General features: G+C 60.4%; 17 protein-coding genes. 14 read left to right on the top strand and 3 right to left on the bottom strand.

Annotation, left to right across the window (positions count from 1 at the left end; all coding sequences use genetic code 11):
* Positions 1-80: 80 nt before the first annotated feature.
* The 3 genes from ACQKP2_RS11130 to ccoM all read left to right on the top strand — a co-directional run bounded on the left by ACQKP2_RS11130 (position 81) and on the right by ccoM (position 955).
* Positions 81-422 (top strand): aspartate-semialdehyde dehydrogenase, encoded by a 342-nt coding sequence (locus ACQKP2_RS11130; RefSeq protein ID WP_427576352.1) that lies wholly within the window; start codon positions 81-83, stop codon positions 420-422.
* Positions 423-521: 99 nt separating this feature from the next.
* Positions 522-683: a hypothetical protein gene (locus tag ACQKP2_RS11125; protein ID WP_427576351.1), complete on the top strand. Its 162-nt coding sequence runs from the start codon at positions 522-524 to the stop codon at positions 681-683.
* Positions 684-838: 155 nt separating this feature from the next.
* Positions 839-955 carry a cytochrome c oxidase subunit CcoM gene (ccoM, locus tag ACQKP2_RS11120; protein WP_427576350.1) on the top strand — a complete coding sequence of 39 codons (117 nt, stop codon included), beginning with the start codon at positions 839-841 and terminating at the stop codon, positions 953-955.
* Positions 956-1,233: 278 nt separating this feature from the next.
* On the opposite strand, the gene ACQKP2_RS11115 is transcribed toward ccoM, so the two are convergent.
* Together ACQKP2_RS11115 and ACQKP2_RS11110 are read right to left on the bottom strand one after the other, a co-directional pair.
* Positions 1,234-2,709, bottom strand: a complete 1,476-nt coding sequence (locus ACQKP2_RS11115) for an inorganic phosphate transporter (protein ID WP_427576348.1) — start codon at positions 2,707-2,709, stop codon at positions 1,234-1,236.
* A gap of 377 nt (positions 2,710-3,086) precedes the next feature.
* Positions 3,087-3,287 (bottom strand): hypothetical protein, encoded by a 201-nt coding sequence (locus ACQKP2_RS11110; protein WP_427576346.1) that lies wholly within the window; start codon positions 3,285-3,287, stop codon positions 3,087-3,089.
* Between the two features lie 683 nt (positions 3,288-3,970).
* Between ACQKP2_RS11110 and pcaR the strand changes: the two genes are divergently transcribed.
* The 11 genes from pcaR (at position 3,971) to pcaC (ending at position 15,121) form a co-directional block, all read left to right on the top strand.
* Positions 3,971-4,813: a pca regulon transcriptional regulator PcaR gene (gene pcaR, locus ACQKP2_RS11105; protein WP_427576344.1), complete on the top strand. Its 843-nt coding sequence runs from the start codon at positions 3,971-3,973 to the stop codon at positions 4,811-4,813.
* A gap of 289 nt (positions 4,814-5,102) precedes the next feature.
* Positions 5,103-6,449 (top strand): MFS transporter, encoded by a 1,347-nt coding sequence (locus tag ACQKP2_RS11100; RefSeq protein WP_427576343.1) that lies wholly within the window; start codon positions 5,103-5,105, stop codon positions 6,447-6,449.
* Between the two features lie 400 nt (positions 6,450-6,849).
* Positions 6,850-7,707 (top strand): CoA transferase subunit A, encoded by an 858-nt coding sequence (locus ACQKP2_RS11095; protein WP_427576342.1) that lies wholly within the window; start codon positions 6,850-6,852, stop codon positions 7,705-7,707.
* On the top strand, positions 7,707-8,486 hold the full coding sequence (locus ACQKP2_RS11090; RefSeq protein WP_427576340.1) for a CoA-transferase subunit beta: 780 nt from the start codon (positions 7,707-7,709) through the stop codon (positions 8,484-8,486). The genes ACQKP2_RS11095 and ACQKP2_RS11090 overlap by 1 nt, the downstream gene beginning before the upstream one ends.
* Positions 8,483-9,688: a 3-oxoadipyl-CoA thiolase gene (pcaF, locus tag ACQKP2_RS11085; RefSeq protein WP_427576339.1), complete on the top strand. Its 1,206-nt coding sequence runs from the start codon at positions 8,483-8,485 to the stop codon at positions 9,686-9,688. Before ACQKP2_RS11090 ends, pcaF begins: the two co-directional genes overlap by 4 nt.
* 37 nt (positions 9,689-9,725) lie before the next feature.
* The gene (gene pcaH, locus ACQKP2_RS11080) at positions 9,726-10,430 is read left to right on the top strand and encodes a protocatechuate 3,4-dioxygenase subunit beta (RefSeq protein WP_427576337.1); all 705 of its coding nucleotides are present in this window, start codon (positions 9,726-9,728) and stop codon (positions 10,428-10,430) included.
* Between the two features lies 1 nt (position 10,431).
* Complete coding sequence (pcaG, locus tag ACQKP2_RS11075; protein WP_427576335.1) at positions 10,432-10,998, top strand: protocatechuate 3,4-dioxygenase subunit alpha; 567 nt, start codon at positions 10,432-10,434, stop codon at positions 10,996-10,998.
* A 192-nt stretch (positions 10,999-11,190) separates the two neighbouring features.
* Positions 11,191-12,495, top strand: coding sequence for an MFS family transporter (locus tag ACQKP2_RS11070; protein ID WP_427576333.1), 1,305 nt, complete (start codon positions 11,191-11,193; stop codon positions 12,493-12,495).
* 43 nt (positions 12,496-12,538) lie between these two features.
* On the top strand, positions 12,539-13,903 hold the full coding sequence (locus tag ACQKP2_RS11065; protein WP_427576331.1) for a 3-carboxy-cis,cis-muconate cycloisomerase: 1,365 nt from the start codon (positions 12,539-12,541) through the stop codon (positions 13,901-13,903).
* 11 nt (positions 13,904-13,914) lie between these two features.
* Positions 13,915-14,706, top strand: a complete 792-nt coding sequence (pcaD, locus tag ACQKP2_RS11060) for a 3-oxoadipate enol-lactonase (RefSeq protein ID WP_427576329.1) — start codon at positions 13,915-13,917, stop codon at positions 14,704-14,706.
* Positions 14,707-14,728: 22 nt separating this feature from the next.
* Positions 14,729-15,121, top strand: coding sequence for a 4-carboxymuconolactone decarboxylase (gene pcaC / locus ACQKP2_RS11055; protein WP_427576327.1), 393 nt, complete (start codon positions 14,729-14,731; stop codon positions 15,119-15,121).
* A gap of 139 nt (positions 15,122-15,260) precedes the next feature.
* Here the strand turns inward: pcaC and ACQKP2_RS11050 are convergent, their stop codons facing one another.
* Entirely contained in the window at positions 15,261-16,520 is a 1,260-nt protein-coding gene (locus ACQKP2_RS11050) for an OprD family porin (RefSeq protein ID WP_427576326.1), read from the bottom strand.
* Positions 16,521-16,900: the final 380 nt, after the last annotated feature.

Below are 16,900 nucleotides of genomic sequence, written 5' to 3'. Positions count from 1 at the left end.
CAATTGGTTCACAGTTTGCGACCGATGGCTCAAGTCGCCATTCGCGCAGCCGACAGCCTGCAGACAGGAGACCGATAACTATGCTGCCACCGATGCTTCCCTTGAGTGCCGTGCCCATCACGTCCCAGCACGACCCGGTTCGCCCGCGCCCCGACATCGCGCCTGTGGTGCCGGCGCAGGAAAGCTCAAGCGACAGCACCATCGATCTGAAAAATCGCGATCCCGAAGAAACGGCGTTGCTGTTGCGCGAGGAACAGCGCAAGCGGCGGGAGCGCGAACAGCGTCGGCGCGAGGCGGATGAGGATCCGCAAGCGCATCTGGCGATTCCTGGTGACGAACTCAATGCCGACAATACGGTGCCGGTGGCGCCTTTGATCGACGGCCAGCCTCGTCAGGGGTTGTGGGTCGATATCGAGATTTGAGCGCGTGGCTGGTCAGCGCCGCCGCCAGACCGCATTATTGGAGCAATCCTGTCGCACGATACGGCAGCTGAACTTCCTTTCAAGCGATGCCTGAACACCATGAACCCAGATGACAAACTGATCGACCTCAACGCCGAACGTGCCAAGCGTGTCCATGAACTCAACGACAAGCGCCTCAATGAAGTACGCCAGGCGTTCGAGCAGGCGATGCCGTTGGGAAAAGCCAAGAAAAAGTCCAAGAACAAACCGAAAAAGCGTTGAACCCTCCCTGCATCGATTGATGCAAATCAGTATGCCCACTCCTTGCGTCGGTTCCCCAAACCGGTCTGCGCCGACATTGATCCCGGTCAATATTCCCTCCTGCCTGATTGGTTAACTTAACCCCATCGCAACAAGGCAACTGCAGGAGACGCGTCATGTTTTTCGATAACGTGGTGTTCGCCGGAGTGCTGACTGTCAGCCTCATGTTTGTTTTCTTCGCAGGGTTCGGACTTTTTATCTGGAAGGATTCGCATAAGCGGAAAAAGCCGTAGGTTTTTCTGGATGTAATGAGCACGCAAGGCATTTTGGGCAACTTCGGTTGCCCTTTTTTTGTCTGAAAAAAACGTGTGGAAATACTCCAATCCCCTGTAGGAGCGAGCATGCTCGCGATGGTCGTCAACGATAACGCTGGCAGCCTGACGCCCAGCGGTGTCTGGACTTCCATTGCGAGCGTGCTCGCTCCTACAGTAGTGATTTGTGCGTTGCGAATATCCTGACAATAAAAAAGGCGCGGTCCTTGCGGAGCGCGCCTTTTTTCATGCTGCTTGTATCAGTTGCCCAATGCCTTCGATGCCAGCCAGAACAGGCCGGCCGACAGGGCGACCGTGGCTGGCAGGGTCAGCACCCAGGCCAGAAGGATGGTCCTGACGGTACCACCTTGCAGGCCGCTCTTGTTGGCGACCATGGTCCCGGCCACGCCGGAAGACAGGACATGGGTAGTGGAGACCGGCAGGCTGAAGACGTTGGCCAGGCCGATCATGCACGCTGCGGTGATCTGCGCCGACATGCCCTGGGCATAGGTCATGCCTTGCTTGCCGATCTTCTCGCCAATGGTCAGCACCACGCGTTTCCAGCCAATCATGGTGCCGAGGCCGAGGGCCAGGGCGACCGCCAGGATTACCCAGAACGGAGCGTATTCAGTGGTGGTGGTCAGGTCCTTGCGCAGCTTGTCCAGGTCAGCTTTCTCGCGGGCCCCCAACCCTGGCAGCTTGGCGACTTTCTTCGCTGTGTCGTCCAGGCACAGCAGGTAGCGACGCACTTCGATACGGCTTTCCGACGGCAGCGAGTGGTAGTCGGCTACACCCTTGAGGGTGTCCAGCAGGGCATTGATGGTCGGTTCCGTCTGCTGCGGATTGCAACGGAATTTCTCCGGCAGATCCCCTTCAACGCTTTTGCCCAACGCCAGGAACTCGCCAAGGGAGTCGGCATTGCGCTTGTAGAACTGGCTCAAGTGCAGGGTGGCGTCACGGGTACGTTCGATCTGGTAGGTCGTGCTGCTCAGGTCAAGAACGAACTGTGCCGGCACGATACCGATCAGCACCAGCATGATCAGGCCGATACCTTTCTGGCCATCGTTGGAACCGTGCACGAAGCTCACGGCCATGGCGGAGATCACCAGTACCAGGCGGTTCCAGAATGGAGGGTGTTTCTTGTCGTCGATCTTGCGGCGATCTTCCGGCGTCTTGTGCATCTTCGACAGCGGACGCCACCATTTAAGGCCGATCAGCACCAGTGCGGCGACCAGGAAGCCAGCCATCGGCGAGAAGACCAGGGAGGCGGCGATATCGATCGCTTTCTGCCAGTTCACCCCATCGGCCAACGGAATATCGTTGATCAGGGCGTTGGCCAGGCCGACGCCGAGGATCGAACCGATCAGCGTGTGGGAGCTGGAGGCAGGGATACCGAAGTACCAGGTGCCCAGGTTCCAGGTGATGGCTGCGGCGAGCAGCGAGAACACCATCGCCAGGCCATGGCCGGTATTCACGTTGATCAGCAGCTCCACCGGCAGCAGGTGGACGATGGCATACGCCACGCCTACGCCGCCCAGCAATACGCCGAGGAAATTGAACACACCGGAAAAGAACACCGCCAGGTGAGGTGGCATCGCTTTGGTGTAGATAACAGTGGCTACCGCGTTAGCGGTGTCATGAAATCCATTGATGAACTCGAAGGCGAGAACAAAAGCCAGGGCGAGCAAGAGGCTCACAAGCACCCAAGCATCCAGTCCGCTGAATAAATCGATCATGAAGGTTTTCTGACCCGGTCATAAGGGGGCGCGATTATGCCAGAAAAGACTGTCAATCGATGCACTAGCTGCTCATCGGTAACATTCTTCAATGAAATTTTTTGCGATCGGGGGGCAACCCTATGTGAATTTTTGATGCCCGCAAGTCATTGAATTTCTTCGCAAACGCTGATGGCGCAAGGGTTTCGCCCGCATTGGGGCAGGTCGAATCGCTTGTATGAAATTTCTGAAAGGGTGGTCATATATGAGCCTTTTACCCTGTCGGATCGGCAGGGTGGCTGCTGCCCGCTTGTAGCGGGCACAAAAGGCAACATCAAAACATCCCGCTTTTAACGGGTGAAAACACAGCCCTCTGAAAAAGAATCAACCCGAGGCCGTCATGGCTCTTCGGATTTGAGTTCTTTTTCCATTTTTTCCAGTTCCTGCTTGAAAACCTGGTCCTGAACGGTGGCGCGTTTACGCCAGGGCTTGCGTTCCGGTTCGGGCTGGGCGGCGTAGGTGGTGACTTCCCCGCCGTAAACTTCCTTGTAACGTTGTTCCTGGCGCTCAAGTTCCGCGCGCAGTTCGTCTTTCGTCACAGTATTACCTGATTGAGTAGAGATAAGTTCTGGTGTAACGCACTGCGTTCAATGTATCGATCACACTCGACGAATGGGCTGGGCCCATGTCGGTATCGCTTTTGACGGCTAGGCGATCAGTACGTCCATGTTGCAGGCGGCCACGGCACCAGAGATAAATTGCTGACGTAGCATCAGATTCCTGTTCCGGCGAGCACGTAGGCGATGCAAATGCAGTCAGCGTCGGAGGCCAGCCGGAGGCAGCGGCAATTGAACATCGCGCTGCCGGGTAGCAAGTGCGGCGAAAGAACAACCGCCTGGCTACTGATTTGTATTATAGCGAGCGAATCACAGAACACTATCGTCGAAGAGTTAAAAGTGAATGTTGCCGCACCATTGTTTTGTAGACCGAAACTTTACCGTCAACTAGCGTGTCGAGCGATATATCACCGGGCGGCGATGTCTTTCTGGCGCCATTAAGCCGAACAACTTGGAACAACTACACGGGCTCTGTAAGTCTGCCTTGCGCACGGCGCGATAACACAAGAGGAGTATGGCCCGGACGGTCAGCCGGCCCTGGGTTATGGTGTCGATTGCGATTATCGGTCAATGGTTCGATAATCGCCCGATCTTGATAGGGAAGGCTTGTTTTGCCGGGCCCATGCTGCTTGTAATGACTGATCCGTGTAGGAAAGGGACCTTGTATGAACGATCAATTGCGCAATTCTTTCGCTTCAGTGGCACCGCCAATCGTCGCGTCGCCTGCCAAGCGGATCCAGGCCATGACCGGCGACCCGGATTTCATGACGTCGCTCGCGCGAGGGTTGGCTGTCGTACAGGCGTTCCAGGAGCGCAAGCGGCACCTGACCATCGCCCAGATCAGTCACCGCACTGAAATTCCCCGCGCCGCTGTCAGACGTTGCCTGCACACCCTGATAAAACTCGGCTACGCCACCACCGACGGCCGGACTTATTCCTTGCTGCCCAAAGTGCTGACCCTGGGGCATGCCTATGTGTCGTCGACACCGCTTGCGGTTTCAGCCCAACCTTATCTGGACCGCATGAGCGAGCAGCTTCACGAAGCCTGCAACATGGCCACGCTGGAAGGTGACGACATCCTTTACATTGCCCGGTCGGCCACCACCCAGCGTCTGATCTCGGTCGACCTTTCAGTGGGCGGACGCTTGCCGGCCTACTGCACATCGATGGGCAGGATTCTGCTGGCGGCACTGGATGACACCTCCCTGGGCGAATACCTCGATCACGCCGATCTGCAGGCCAAGACCAGCCGCACGATTCATACCCCGCAAGCCTTGCTCGAATGTCTTCAGGAAGTGCGGCAGCAGGGGTGGTGCATCGTCGACCAGGAGCTGGAGCAGGGCTTGCGTTCGATTGCGGTTCCGGTCTACGACGCTTCCGGTCAAGTGGTCGCGGCTCTCAACGTCAGCACCCATGCCGGGCGGGTCAGCCGCAGCGAACTCGAGCAACGCTTTCTCCCCGGTCTGTTGAACGCCAGCCGGGATCTCAGCGCCCAGCTGTTTGCCTAAGCTGTTCGATAAACGCACACAGTCGCGTTTGACGAATTGACGCTCTTTCCCCTGGCTCATTAATGTCGCGGCAGCGTCATCCGGCGCTGTCGATATCGATCCGGCGCCGGACGATGACTCCAATAATAATGAGAAGAGGCCCCCCATGAGCGTGTTCACGACCTGTCGCTTTTCCCACTGGCTAAATGGCCGGCCCCGGATCGTCTGATCCGCACATCTTCTGTCTCGTGACAACGCCAGCGCGGCGCTGGCCTCTGTTCGACTGTGTTCCTTGCGTGGAATAAAAATAATGAACCAGCCTCAGTCTGCTGTAGGAAGCTGCCTTGACGTGCAGTCTTTCATCAACGCTCAACCCATTTCGCGTTACCAGTGGCGCGTGGTGATCCTGTGTTTTCTGATCGTCTTCCTCGATGGCCTGGACACCGCGGCCATGGGGTTCATCGCGCCGGCCCTGTCCCAGGACTGGGGCATTGACCGCGCCAGCCTTGGCCCGGTGATGAGTGCGGCGTTGATCGGCATGGTCTTCGGCGCGCTGGGCTCAGGCCCACTGGCCGACCGCTTCGGGCGCAAAGTCGTACTGGTGGGGGCGGTGTTGTTGTTCGGCGCATTCAGCCTGGCTTCGGCTTATAGCACCAACGTCGATCAATTGCTGGTCCTGCGCTTCCTGACCGGTCTGGGGCTGGGAGCCGGGATGCCCAACGCGACGACGCTGTTGTCGGAGTACACCCCGGAGCGCAAGAAATCCCTGTTGGTGACCAGCATGTTCTGCGGTTTCAACCTGGGCATGGCCGGTGGCGGGTTCATCTCCGCCAAACTGATTCCAGCCTTCGGCTGGCACAGCCTGCTGCTGATCGGCGGGATTTTGCCGTTGATGCTTGCGGTCGTGTTGCTGCTCTGGTTGCCGGAATCGGCCCGTTACCTTGTGGTCCGTAACCGCGGCACCGACAAAGTGCGCAAGACCCTGGCGCCTATCGAGCCCACAGTCGTGGCCCAAGCCACAAGCTTCAGCGTGCCGGAGCAGAAAACGGTGAAGGCACGCAACGTGTTTGCGGTGGTTTTCTCCGGCACTTATAGCATCGGCACGCTATTGCTCTGGCTGACCTACTTCATGGGCCTGGTGATTGTGTACCTGCTGACCAGTTGGCTACCGACGCTGATGCGTGACAGTGGCGCGAGCATGGAGCAGGCGGCCTTCATTGGTGCGCTGTTTCAGTTGGGCGGCGTTTTGAGCGCTGTGGGCGTGGGTTGGGCGATGGACCGGTTCAATCCGCACAAAGTCATCGGCACGTTCTACCTGCTGGCCGGGGTGTTTGCCTACGCGGTCGGGCAGAGCCTGGGCAGTATCACGCTGCTGGCGACGCTGGTTCTGGTGGCCGGGATGTGTGTCAACGGCGCGCAATCGGCGATGCCGTCGCTGGCCGCGCGCTTTTATCCGACCCAGGGTCGCGCCACGGGCGTATCGTGGATGCTCGGGATTGGCCGCTTCGGCGCGATCCTCGGAGCGTGGATGGGCGCCACGTTGCTCGGCCTGGGCTGGAATTTCGAACAGGTACTGACGGCGCTGGTGATTCCGGCGGCGCTGGCAACTGCGGCGGTGCTGATCAAGGGCGTGGTCAGCCATGCGGATGCGACCTAGGGTCTGATTCCGGTGATCGTTCCCACGCTCCGCGTGGGAATGCCTCAATGGACGCTCTGCGTCCGCTTTTGGGACGCGGAGCGTCCCGGGCTGCATTCCCACGCGGAGCATGGGAACGATCAGTTATCTGCAGTCGATGGCCTCTTCGCGGGCAAGCCTCGCTCCTACCGGATGCGCGTTGTCCGCGATATCGCGCACGCCACTCAACCCGTAGGAGCGAGGCTTGCCCGCGAAGCTTTTCAAGATTGATAGTCAGGCAACAATGTGTTCGATAAACGAACACTCAGTCGATTATCGGATTGTTCGGCGTATTTCACAGGCTTAATCTTCAGTCATTCCGGCGCTGCGCATCGGCGCCTTTTTCGACCACTGTCGGTTAATAAAATGGGAGCCTGCCCCAATGGCTGAGATTCTTTCGCTGCATGACGCAGTGAAGCAATTCGTGAACGACGGCGATACGGTCGCGCTCGAAGGCTTCACTCACCTGATCCCCACGGCGGCGGGTCACGAAATCATTCGTCAGGGCAAGAAAGACCTGACCCTGGTGCGGATGACCCCTGACCTGATCTACGACCAGTTGATCGGTGCCGGTTGCGCACGCAAGCTGATCTTCTCCTGGGGCGGTAACCCGGGCGTCGGCTCCCTGCACCGTCTGCGCGATGCGGTCGAGAAGCAGTGGCCCCATGCGCTGGAAATCGAAGAGCACAGCCACGCCGACCTGGCCAACGCCTACGTCGCCGGCGCTTCCGGCCTGCCGTTCGCGGTGCTGCGCGCCTACGCCGGTTCCGACCTGCCGAAGGTCAACCCGCTGATCAAGTCCGTCACTTGCCCATTCACCGGTGAAGTGCTGGCGGCGGTCCCTTCGGTACGTCCGGACGTCACCGTGATTCACGCCCAGAAAGCCGACCGCAAGGGCAACGTGCTGCTGTGGGGCATTCTCGGCGTGCAGAAAGAAGCCGCACTGGCGGCCAAGCGTTGCATTGTTACCGTGGAAGAAATCGTCGACGACCTCAATGCGCCAATGAACGCCTGTGTTCTGCCGACCTGGGCGCTGAGCGCGGTCTGCCACGTACCGGGTGGTGCACATCCGTCCTACGCACATGGTTACACCGAACGCGACAACCGCTTCTATCAAGCCTGGGACCCGATTGCCCGCGACCGTGAAACCTTCACCGCGTGGATCAACGAATACATCCACGGCAGCGCTGATTTCAGCGAGTTCCAGGCCAAACTGGCCGCCGCTTCGGAGGCGAAGTAATGACTTACACCACCAATGAAATGATGACCGTCGCCGCTGCCCGCCGCTTGAAGAACGGCTCGGTGTGCTTTGTCGGCATCGGCCTGCCATCGAAAGCGGCCAACCTGGCGCGCCTGACCTCTTCGCCTGATGTGGTCCTGATCTATGAGTCCGGTCCGATCGGTGCCAAGCCGAGCGTGCTGCCATTGTCGATCGGTGACGGTGAGCTGGCGGAAACCGCTGACACTGTGGTGCCGACCGGTGAGATTTTCCGCTACTGGCTGCAAGGCGGACGCATTGACGTCGGTTTCCTCGGTGCCGCTCAGGTCGACCGTTTCGGCAACATCAACACCACGGTGGTCGGCGATTACCACGCGCCAAAAGTACGTCTGCCGGGTGCCGGTGGTGCGCCGGAGATTGCCGGTTCCGCCAAGAGCGTGTTGATCATCCTCAAGCAGTCGGCGCGTTCGTTCGTCGACAAGCTCGACTTCATTACCTCGGTCGGCCATGGCGAGGGCGGCGATTCGCGCAAGCGTCTCGGTCTGCCGGGCGCAGGTCCGGTCGGCATCATCACCGACCTGTGCATCATGGAGCCGGAGGCCGGCACCAACGAGTTCGTGGTGACCGCGCTGCATCCTGGCGTGACCCGCGAGCAGGTAACCGCAGCCACCGGTTGGCCGATCCGTTTCGCCGAGCAGGTGGCAACCACCGCTGAACCGACTGAAACCGAACTGACCGCGCTGCGCGATCTCGAAGCCCGCACGGCGGCCGCTCATGGCCAGGCACCGGGAGAAGCATGATGCGTGACGTTTATATCTGCGACGCGATTCGTACCCCTATCGGCCGCTTCGGCGGTGGCCTGTCCGCGGTTCGCGCCGACGACCTGGCTGCCGTGCCGATCAAGGCGCTGATGGAGCGCAACCCTTCGGTGGACTGGAATGCGGTGGACGAGGTGTTCCTCGGCTGCGCCAACCAGGCCGGCGAAGACAACCGCAACGTGGCGCGCATGGCGTTGCTGCTGGCGGGCCTGCCGGACACCGTTCCGGGCGTGACCCTCAACCGGCTCTGTGCCTCGGGCATGGACGCCATCGGCACGGCGTTCCGCGCCATCGCCAGTGGCGAAATGGAGCTGGCGATTGCCGGCGGCGTCGAGTCGATGTCCCGTGCGCCTTTCGTGATGGGCAAGGCCGACGCGGCGTTCTCGCGCAACATGAAGCTTGAAGACACCACCATCGGCTGGCGCTTTATCAACCCGCTGATGAAAGCCCAGTACGGCGTGGATGCGATGCCGCAGACCGCCGACAATGTCGCCGACGAGCATGAGGTGTCTCGCGAGGATCAGGATGCGTTCGCGCTGCGCAGTCAGCAACGCACGGCCGCCGCGCAAGCCGCGGGTTATTTCGCCGAAGAAATCGTCGAAGTGCGCATCGCGCATAAAAAGGGCGAAACGGTTGTCAGCCAGGACGAACATCCTCGCGCCGACACCACGCTGGAAGCCCTGGCCAAACTCAAGCCGGTCAATGGCCCCGACAAAACCGTCACCGCAGGCAATGCCTCGGGCGTGAACGATGGCGCCGCCGCGTTGATCCTGGCCTCGGCCGAAGCGGTGAAAAAACACGGCCTGACCGCCCGTGCCAAGGTATTGGGCATGGCCAGCGCCGGTGTGGCGCCAAGGGTGATGGGCATCGGCCCGGTCCCTGCGGTGCGCAAACTGACTGAACGCCTGGGGCTGGCCGTCAGCGATTTCGACGTGATCGAACTCAACGAGGCGTTCGCCAGCCAGGGTCTGGCGGTGCTGCGCGGCCTGGGGATCGCCGATGACGCACCTCAGGTCAACCCGAACGGTGGTGCGATTGCCTTGGGTCATCCGCTGGGCATGAGTGGCGCGCGACTGGTGCTCACTGCCCTGCATCAGCTTGAAAAAACGGGCGGCAAGAAAGGCTTGGCGACCATGTGCGTCGGTGTCGGCCAGGGTCTGGCCTTGGCCATCGAACGGGTCTGACGCACGGCGTCCACTGACAAGAATTGAGGAATGCTTCATGACTGACAAGCCTGGTTACCGTCGCCCGCAGGAAGGCACCCAACCGCCGTACCTGCATCCGGCCTACCAATCCACCAATCTGCGCTCGCCATCCAAGCCATTGGTGTTCCTGCCGCATTCGCTGTCGGAAATCACCGGCCCGACCATCGGCGCCGAACGCGTCAACGAAAAGGACAACGACCTGACTGCTCAGCATGAAGGTCAGCCGCAGGGCGAGCGCATCATCATTCACGGCCGCGTGCTGGACGAGAACGGCCTGCCGGTACCGGGGATCCTGGTGGAGATCTGGCAGGCCAACGCCGCCGGACGCTACGCCCATGCCCGTGATCTGCATGACGCGCCGCTGGACCCGAACTTCACCGGCACCGGCCGCACCGTGACCGATGCCGATGGCTGGTATCAGTTCCAGACGATCAAACCCGGCGCTTATCCGTGGGGCAACCACCACAACGCCTGGCGTCCGGCGCACATTCACTTCTCGTTGTTCGGGCCGAGCATCCTGACTCGCCTGGTCACCCAGATGTATTTCCCTGGCGATCCGTTGCTGGCGTACGACCCGATCTACAACTGCGTGCCCGATACCAGCGCCAAAGAGCGTTTGATCGCCCGTTTCGATCTGGAAAAAACCATCCCTTCCTATGCCCTCGGTTATCGCTGGGACATCGTATTGCGCGGCCGTGATGCCACGCCGATGGAGAAATAAGATGACGCTGACTGCGACCACGTCCCACACCGTTGGGCCGTACTACCACATCGGCCTGACCTGGCTGAACCGCGAAGACCTGACCGTCGAGCAAACCCTGGGTGAGCGCGTGGCGATCACCGGGCAAGTGGTCGATGGTAACGGCGATGTCGTCAACGACGCGATGCTGGAAGTCTGGCAGGCCAACGCCGCCGGCAAGTATGACCATCCCGAGGACGATCAGGACAAACCCCTGGACCCGCATTTCGAAGGGTTCGGCCGGGTGCCGGTGGATGCCGAAGGGCGTTTCCGTTTCACCACGATCAAGCCGGGTACGGTCGAAGGGCTTCAGGGCACGACCCAGGCCCCGCATCTGGTGGTGCTGGTGTTTGCCCGTGGCCTGGTCAAGCACTTGCTCACGCGGATTTACTTCGAGGGTGAACCTGCGAACGTGAACGATCCTTTGCTCGAATGTGTGCCGGCCGAGCGCCGGGATACCTTGCTGGCGAAGAAGGATGCGGGCGGTGTTTACCAGTGGAACGTGATTCTGCAGGGCACCGATGCCGAGACGGTGTTCTTCGATTATTGAGTGAGCACCGCAACACCTGTGGGAGCGAGCCTGCTCGCGATGACGTCGGCACATCCAGCGGTGATGTCGTCAGATGCGACCCTATCGCGAGCAGGCTCGCTCCCACAGGGATTTGTGTCGCTGATGTTTCTGTGGAACGGGACTGTTGCAAAGTATGTCTAGACTCTCACTGTCCCCATTGAGTAAAAAACAATGACAACTACTTCGGCTTCACCCGCGCTGTACACCGGCGAAGAGCGCAGCAAGCGAATCTTTGCCATTGTCGGCGCCTCTTCCGGCAACCTGGTCGAATGGTTCGACTTTTACGTCTATGCCTTCTGCGCGATTTATTTCGCCCCGGCTTTTTTCCCGTCCGATAACCCTACCGTGCAGCTTGTGAACACCGCAGGCGTGTTTGCCGCCGGGTTCCTGATGCGTCCTATCGGCGGTTGGATTTTTGGCCGGGTGGCAGACAGGCACGGGCGCAAGAATTCCATGCTCATCTCGATCTTGATGATGTGCTTCGGTTCCCTGCTGATCGCCTGTTTGCCGACCTACAACAGCATTGGGGTATGGGCACCGGTGCTGTTGCTGTTCGCCCGTCTGCTGCAAGGGCTTTCGGTGGGCGGTGAGTACGGTACGACCGCCACCTACATGAGCGAAGTCGCCCTCAAGGGCCAGCGTGGATTCTTCGCCTCCTTCCAGTACGTGACATTGATTGGCGGGCAATTGCTGGCGGTACTGTTGGTCGTCATTTTGCAGCAGTTTCTCACCGAGGATGACCTGCGTGCCTACGGCTGGCGGATTCCATTCGTGGTCGGTGCGATGGCGGCGCTGATTTCGCTGTTCCTGCGGCGTTCGCTGAAAGAAACCACCAGCAAGGAAATGCGTGCAAACAAGGATGCCGGCAGTATCGGTGCGTTGTTTCGCGACCATAAGGCGGCGTTCATCACCGTGCTTGGCTACACCGCCGGTGGCTCGCTGATTTTCTACACCTTCACCACCTACATGCAGAAATACCTGGTGAACACGGCCGGGATGAATGCCAAGACCGCCAGTTACATCATGACCGGTGCGCTCTTTCTTTATATGTGCATGCAGCCGCTGTTCGGCATGCTCGCCGACAAGATCGGCCGGCGTAACTCGATGTTGTGGTTCGGTGCCCTCGGGACCTTGTGCACCGTGCCGATTCTGTTGAGCCTCAAAAGTGTCGGCAGTCCATTCATGGCCTTCGTGCTGATCACCCTGGCCCTGGCCATCGTCAGTTTCTACACCTCGATCAGCGGACTGGTGAAAGCCGAAATGTTCCCGCCGGAGGTGCGTGCACTGGGTGTCGGCCTGGCTTATGCGGTGGCGAACGCGATTTTCGGCGGTTCGGCGGAATACGTTGCCTTGAGCCTCAAGGCCGTGGGCATGGAAAACTCCTTCTACTGGTACGTGACGGTCATGATGGCCGTGGCGTTCCTGTTCAGCCTGCGTCTGCCGAAACAGGCCGCGTACTTGCACCACGACCTTTGATCTTTGCGCGGGCCGCAGCGGCCCGCGCCTCCAGGGACTGTTTATGAACCAGCGACCGGGCAATCAATTGTTCGATGCCTATTTCACTGCCCGCGATATGCGCGATGTGTTCTGCGATCAGGGCAGGGTGCAGGCCATGCTCGATTTCGAGTCGGCACTGGCCCGGGCCGAAGCGCGGGTCGGTCTGATACCGCAAAGTGCAGTGGCGCCGATTGAAGCGGCGTGCCAGGCCGGGCTTTATGACTTCGGCACTCTGGGTGAAGCGATTGCCACCGCCGGCAATTCGGCGATCCCGTTGGTCAAGGCGTTGGGCAGGCATATTGCCGTGAACGATGCACAAGCCGAGCGCTATGTGCATCTGGGCGCCACGAGCCAGGATGTGATGGACAGCGGACTGGTGCTGCAACTGCGCCGGGCCCTGGAACTGATCGAGCAAGATCTGGCGCAACTGGGGCAAGCCCTTGCCGACCAGGCGCAACGTCATGCCGCCACGCCGTTGGCAGGGCGCACCTGGCTGCAACACGCAACGCCGGTCACGCTGGGTATGAAAATCGCCGGTTGGCTGGGGGCGGCGACCCGCAGTCGTCAGCGCCTGCTGGAACTCAGGCCGCGCCTGCTGGTGCTGCAGTTCGGTGGCGCCTCCGGCACGTTGGCGGCCCTGGGTGAGAACGCCATGCCGATTGCCCGGGCGCTGGCCGAAGAACTGCAGTTGAGCCTGCCTGAGCAGCCCTGGCATACCCAGCGCGATCGTGTGGTGGAGTTCGGCTCCGTACTGGGGCTGATCGCCGGCAGCCTTGGCAAACTCGGGCGCGACATCAGCCTCTTGATGCAGACCGAGGCCGCTGAGGTGTTCGAGCCGTCGGCCCCCGGCAAGGGCGGTTCTTCGACCATGCCGCACAAGCGCAACCCGGTGGGCGCGGCCGTGCTGATCGGCGCGGCGACCCGCGTTCCCGGTCTGCTTTCGACACTCTTCAGCGCGATGCCGCAGGAACACGAGCGCAGCCTGGGGTTGTGGCATGCCGAATGGGAAACACTGCCGGAAATTTGCTGCCTGGTGTCCGGCAGCCTGAAACAGGCACTGCTGGTCATTCAGGGGTTGGAAGTGGATGCCGGGCGCATGTCCCGCAACCTTGAATTGACCCAGGGCCTGGTGCTTGCCGAGGCGGTGAGTATTGTCCTGGCGCAGCGGGTCGGGCGTGACACCGCCCATCACCTGTTGGAGCAATGCTGCAAACGCGCGGTGTCCGAACAGCGCCATTTGCGCGCGGTACTCGGTGACGAACCGCAAGTGACTGCCCAACTGAGTCCTGCTGAACTGGATCATCTGCTGAACCCCGCCCATTACCTCGGCCAGGCGACAACCTGGGTCGAGCGAGCGGTGGCCGAACACAACGCATTGACTGTCTGAAGGAGAGAGCCGTGGCTTTCGTACAACTCGCCGATGGCGAACTGCACTACCAAATCGAGGGGCCGGTCGATGCGCCGGTGCTGGTGCTGTCCAACTCGCTGGGCACGGATCTGCACATGTGGGATGCGCAGATGCCGGCGTTCACCAAGCATTTTCGCGTGCTGCGTTTTGACACCCGTGGTCATGGCCAATCCCTGGTGACGCCGGGGCCGTACAGCATCGAGCAACTGGGCCGTGATGTCCTGGCGCTGCTGGATGGCCTGGGCATCGAGCGGGCGCATTTCTGCGGGCTGTCCATGGGCGGCTTGATTGGCCAGTGGCTGGGGATCAATGCCGGCCAGCGCCTGAACAAGCTGATCGTCTGCAACACCGCGGCGAAAATCGGCGATCCGTCGATCTGGAACCCGCGCATCGAAACCGTTCTGCGCGACGGCCCGGCGGCCATGGTCGCCTTGCGCGATGCGTCGATTGCCCGCTGGTTCACCCCGGACTTTTCCGAAGCCAACCCGGCCGCGGCCAAGCAGATTACCGACATGCTGGCGGCCACCTCGCCTGAGGGCTACGCAGCCAATTGCGCGGCCGTTCGCGATGCCGATTTCCGTGATCAGTTGTCCTCGATCAAGGCGCCGCTGCTGGTGGTCGCCGGCACCCAGGATGCGGTCACGCCGCCGTCCGGCGGGCACTTCATTCAAGAGCATGTGGCGGGCGCCGAGTACGCCGAGTTTTATGCCGCGCACCTGTCCAACGTTCAGGCCGGCAGTGCGTTCAGCGAGCGTGTTCTGGCGTTTCTGTTGGCTCGCTGAATAACGAATTCAAGGTGATTTTGTGGACGAGAAACAACGTTACGATGAGGGCATGCAAGTGCGCCGCGCGGTGCTGGGCGATGCCCATGTCGACCGCAGCCTCACGGCCCTGACCGAGTTCAACTCGGAGTTCCAGGAAATGATCACCCGCCACGCCTGGGGTGACATCTGGACCCGCCCGGGCCTGCCACGCCATACCCGCAGCCTGATCACCATCGCCATGCTGATCGGCATGAACCGTGAAGGTGAACTCAAGTTGCACCTGCGTGCCGCCGCCAACAATGGCGTCAGCCGTGGCGAGATCAAGGAAGTGATCATGCAGAGCGCGATCTACTGCGGCATCCCGGCCGCCAACGCGACGTTCCACCTGGCGGAGTCGGTGTGGGATGAGCTGGGGGTTGAATCGCGGGAGTGATCCCGGTGATTTTTGGTGGCTGATCTGGCGCCTTCGCGGGCAAGCCTCGCTCCTACAGGTTTTATGTGTGCCGCATGATTTGGGGCAAGACACAACACCCTGTAGGAGCGAGGCTTGCCCGCGAAGGCGTATCTGAGATTTACAACAAGCTGATCGGGTAGCTGATGATCAGGCGGTTTTCGTCGAACTCGTTGTTGCTGTAGTCACGGCGCATGGTGGAGTTGCGCCATTTCACGTTCAGGTCTTTCAGCGCGCCGCTCTGCACGGTGTAGCCCAGTTCACTCTCGCGACCCCATTCCTTGCCGTCGGTGATGGTGCCGGTGTGTACGTTGTCGCCGCTGATGTAGCGGTTCATCAGGGTCAGGCCCGGTATGCCGAGGGCGACGAAGTTGTAGTCGTGGCGCACTTGCCAGGACTTCTCCCGCGCATTGTCGTAGCTGGAGTTGTAGCTGTCGTTGGCCAGGGTGCCGCCGCTGGTGCCATTGACCCGCATCCAGGCGCTGTCACCGGTGAGTTTTTGCAGACCGATGTAGAAGGTGTTGCCACCGTATTTGGCCGAGAACAGGCCGTACATGGTCTTGTTGTCCAGTTCGCCAGCACGGGCGCTGCCGTCATCCTTGCCGTAGAAGAAACCGAGGTTGGCGCCCAGGGTCCAGTCGCCCAGCGGCTGACTGTGCACCAGGTTGATGAACTGTTGGCTGTAGATGTCCTTGAGTTCGGCGTTCCACACACCAATCTGCGTGCGCTTGTCGTTGAACAGGTACTCGGCGCCCTGGAAGTTGAAACGGTCGGAGGTAAACGCCGCTTTGCCGGTCATCGACATGTCGCTCATGCTGCTGTCGTCGCGGGGGCTGTTCTGGCGGAACTGGCCGCCGTAGAGCGTCAGGCCATCGATTTCCTTCGAGGTGATCTGGCCGCCGCGGAAGGTTTGCGGCAGCGAGCGGCCATCGTCCGAGCGCAGGATCGGCAACACCGGCATCCATTCACCGACCTTCGCTTCGGTTTGCGAAAGTTTGGCCTTGAACGCCACGTTGGTACGGCCGTAGTTGTCTGCCGGGCGGCCATCGTGATCCAGCGGTAGCAGTTGTGTGCCACCGGTGCCTTTACCGCCGTCGAGCTTTACCGAGTACAGCCCCAGCACATCCATGCCGAAGCCGACGGTGCCTTGGGTGAAACCGGACTTGGCGTCGAGGATGAAACTCTGTGTCCATTCCTCGGCCTTGCCCTGTGCCTTGGTCGGGTTGGTGAAGTTGCGGTTGATATAGAAATTGCGCAGGTTCAGGTTGACCTTGGCGCCTTCGACAAAGCCTGATTCCTCGGCTTGTGCCGGCAGAATCGCGCTGGTCAGGGCAACGGCGATCAGGCCGGGAAGGAAATGCTGGGGAGTGGAAGGCGTCATGTGCTCGGGTCTCTCTGATTCTTGGGGATGAAGCCGGGTGATGCCGCAAACGGGAGAGTGCGGACAGGCAGTCGAGTGGTTGGCGATAAAACCTGGGGATCAGCCGGACAGGGCAGGGCGCGGGGGCATGGTGTAGAACCTGTTGTTATTGGTCTTGTGCGCCGAATGGTGAAGTGAATGTACTAGATGGTTCAATCTGTGAATGCGGGTTTTGGGCGATTATCGAACGTAAGATGAACGCTGGTTTTGTGGTGCTTGTTCTGGCCCTTTCGCGGGCAAGCCTCGCTCCTACAGAAAGTGCGAGACCTTTGTAGGAGCGAGGCTTGCCCGCGAAAGGGCCATCGCTGACGGAATAGCTTTCCCGCAGACAACAAAAAGCC

It is taken from the genome of Pseudomonas sp. NPDC089569 (assembly GCF_050280625.1).
Taxonomy (GTDB): domain Bacteria; phylum Pseudomonadota; class Gammaproteobacteria; order Pseudomonadales; family Pseudomonadaceae; genus Aquipseudomonas.
The sequence above is the reverse complement of the archived record's forward strand: the minus strand, read 5'-3'. Positions and strand labels throughout refer to the sequence as shown.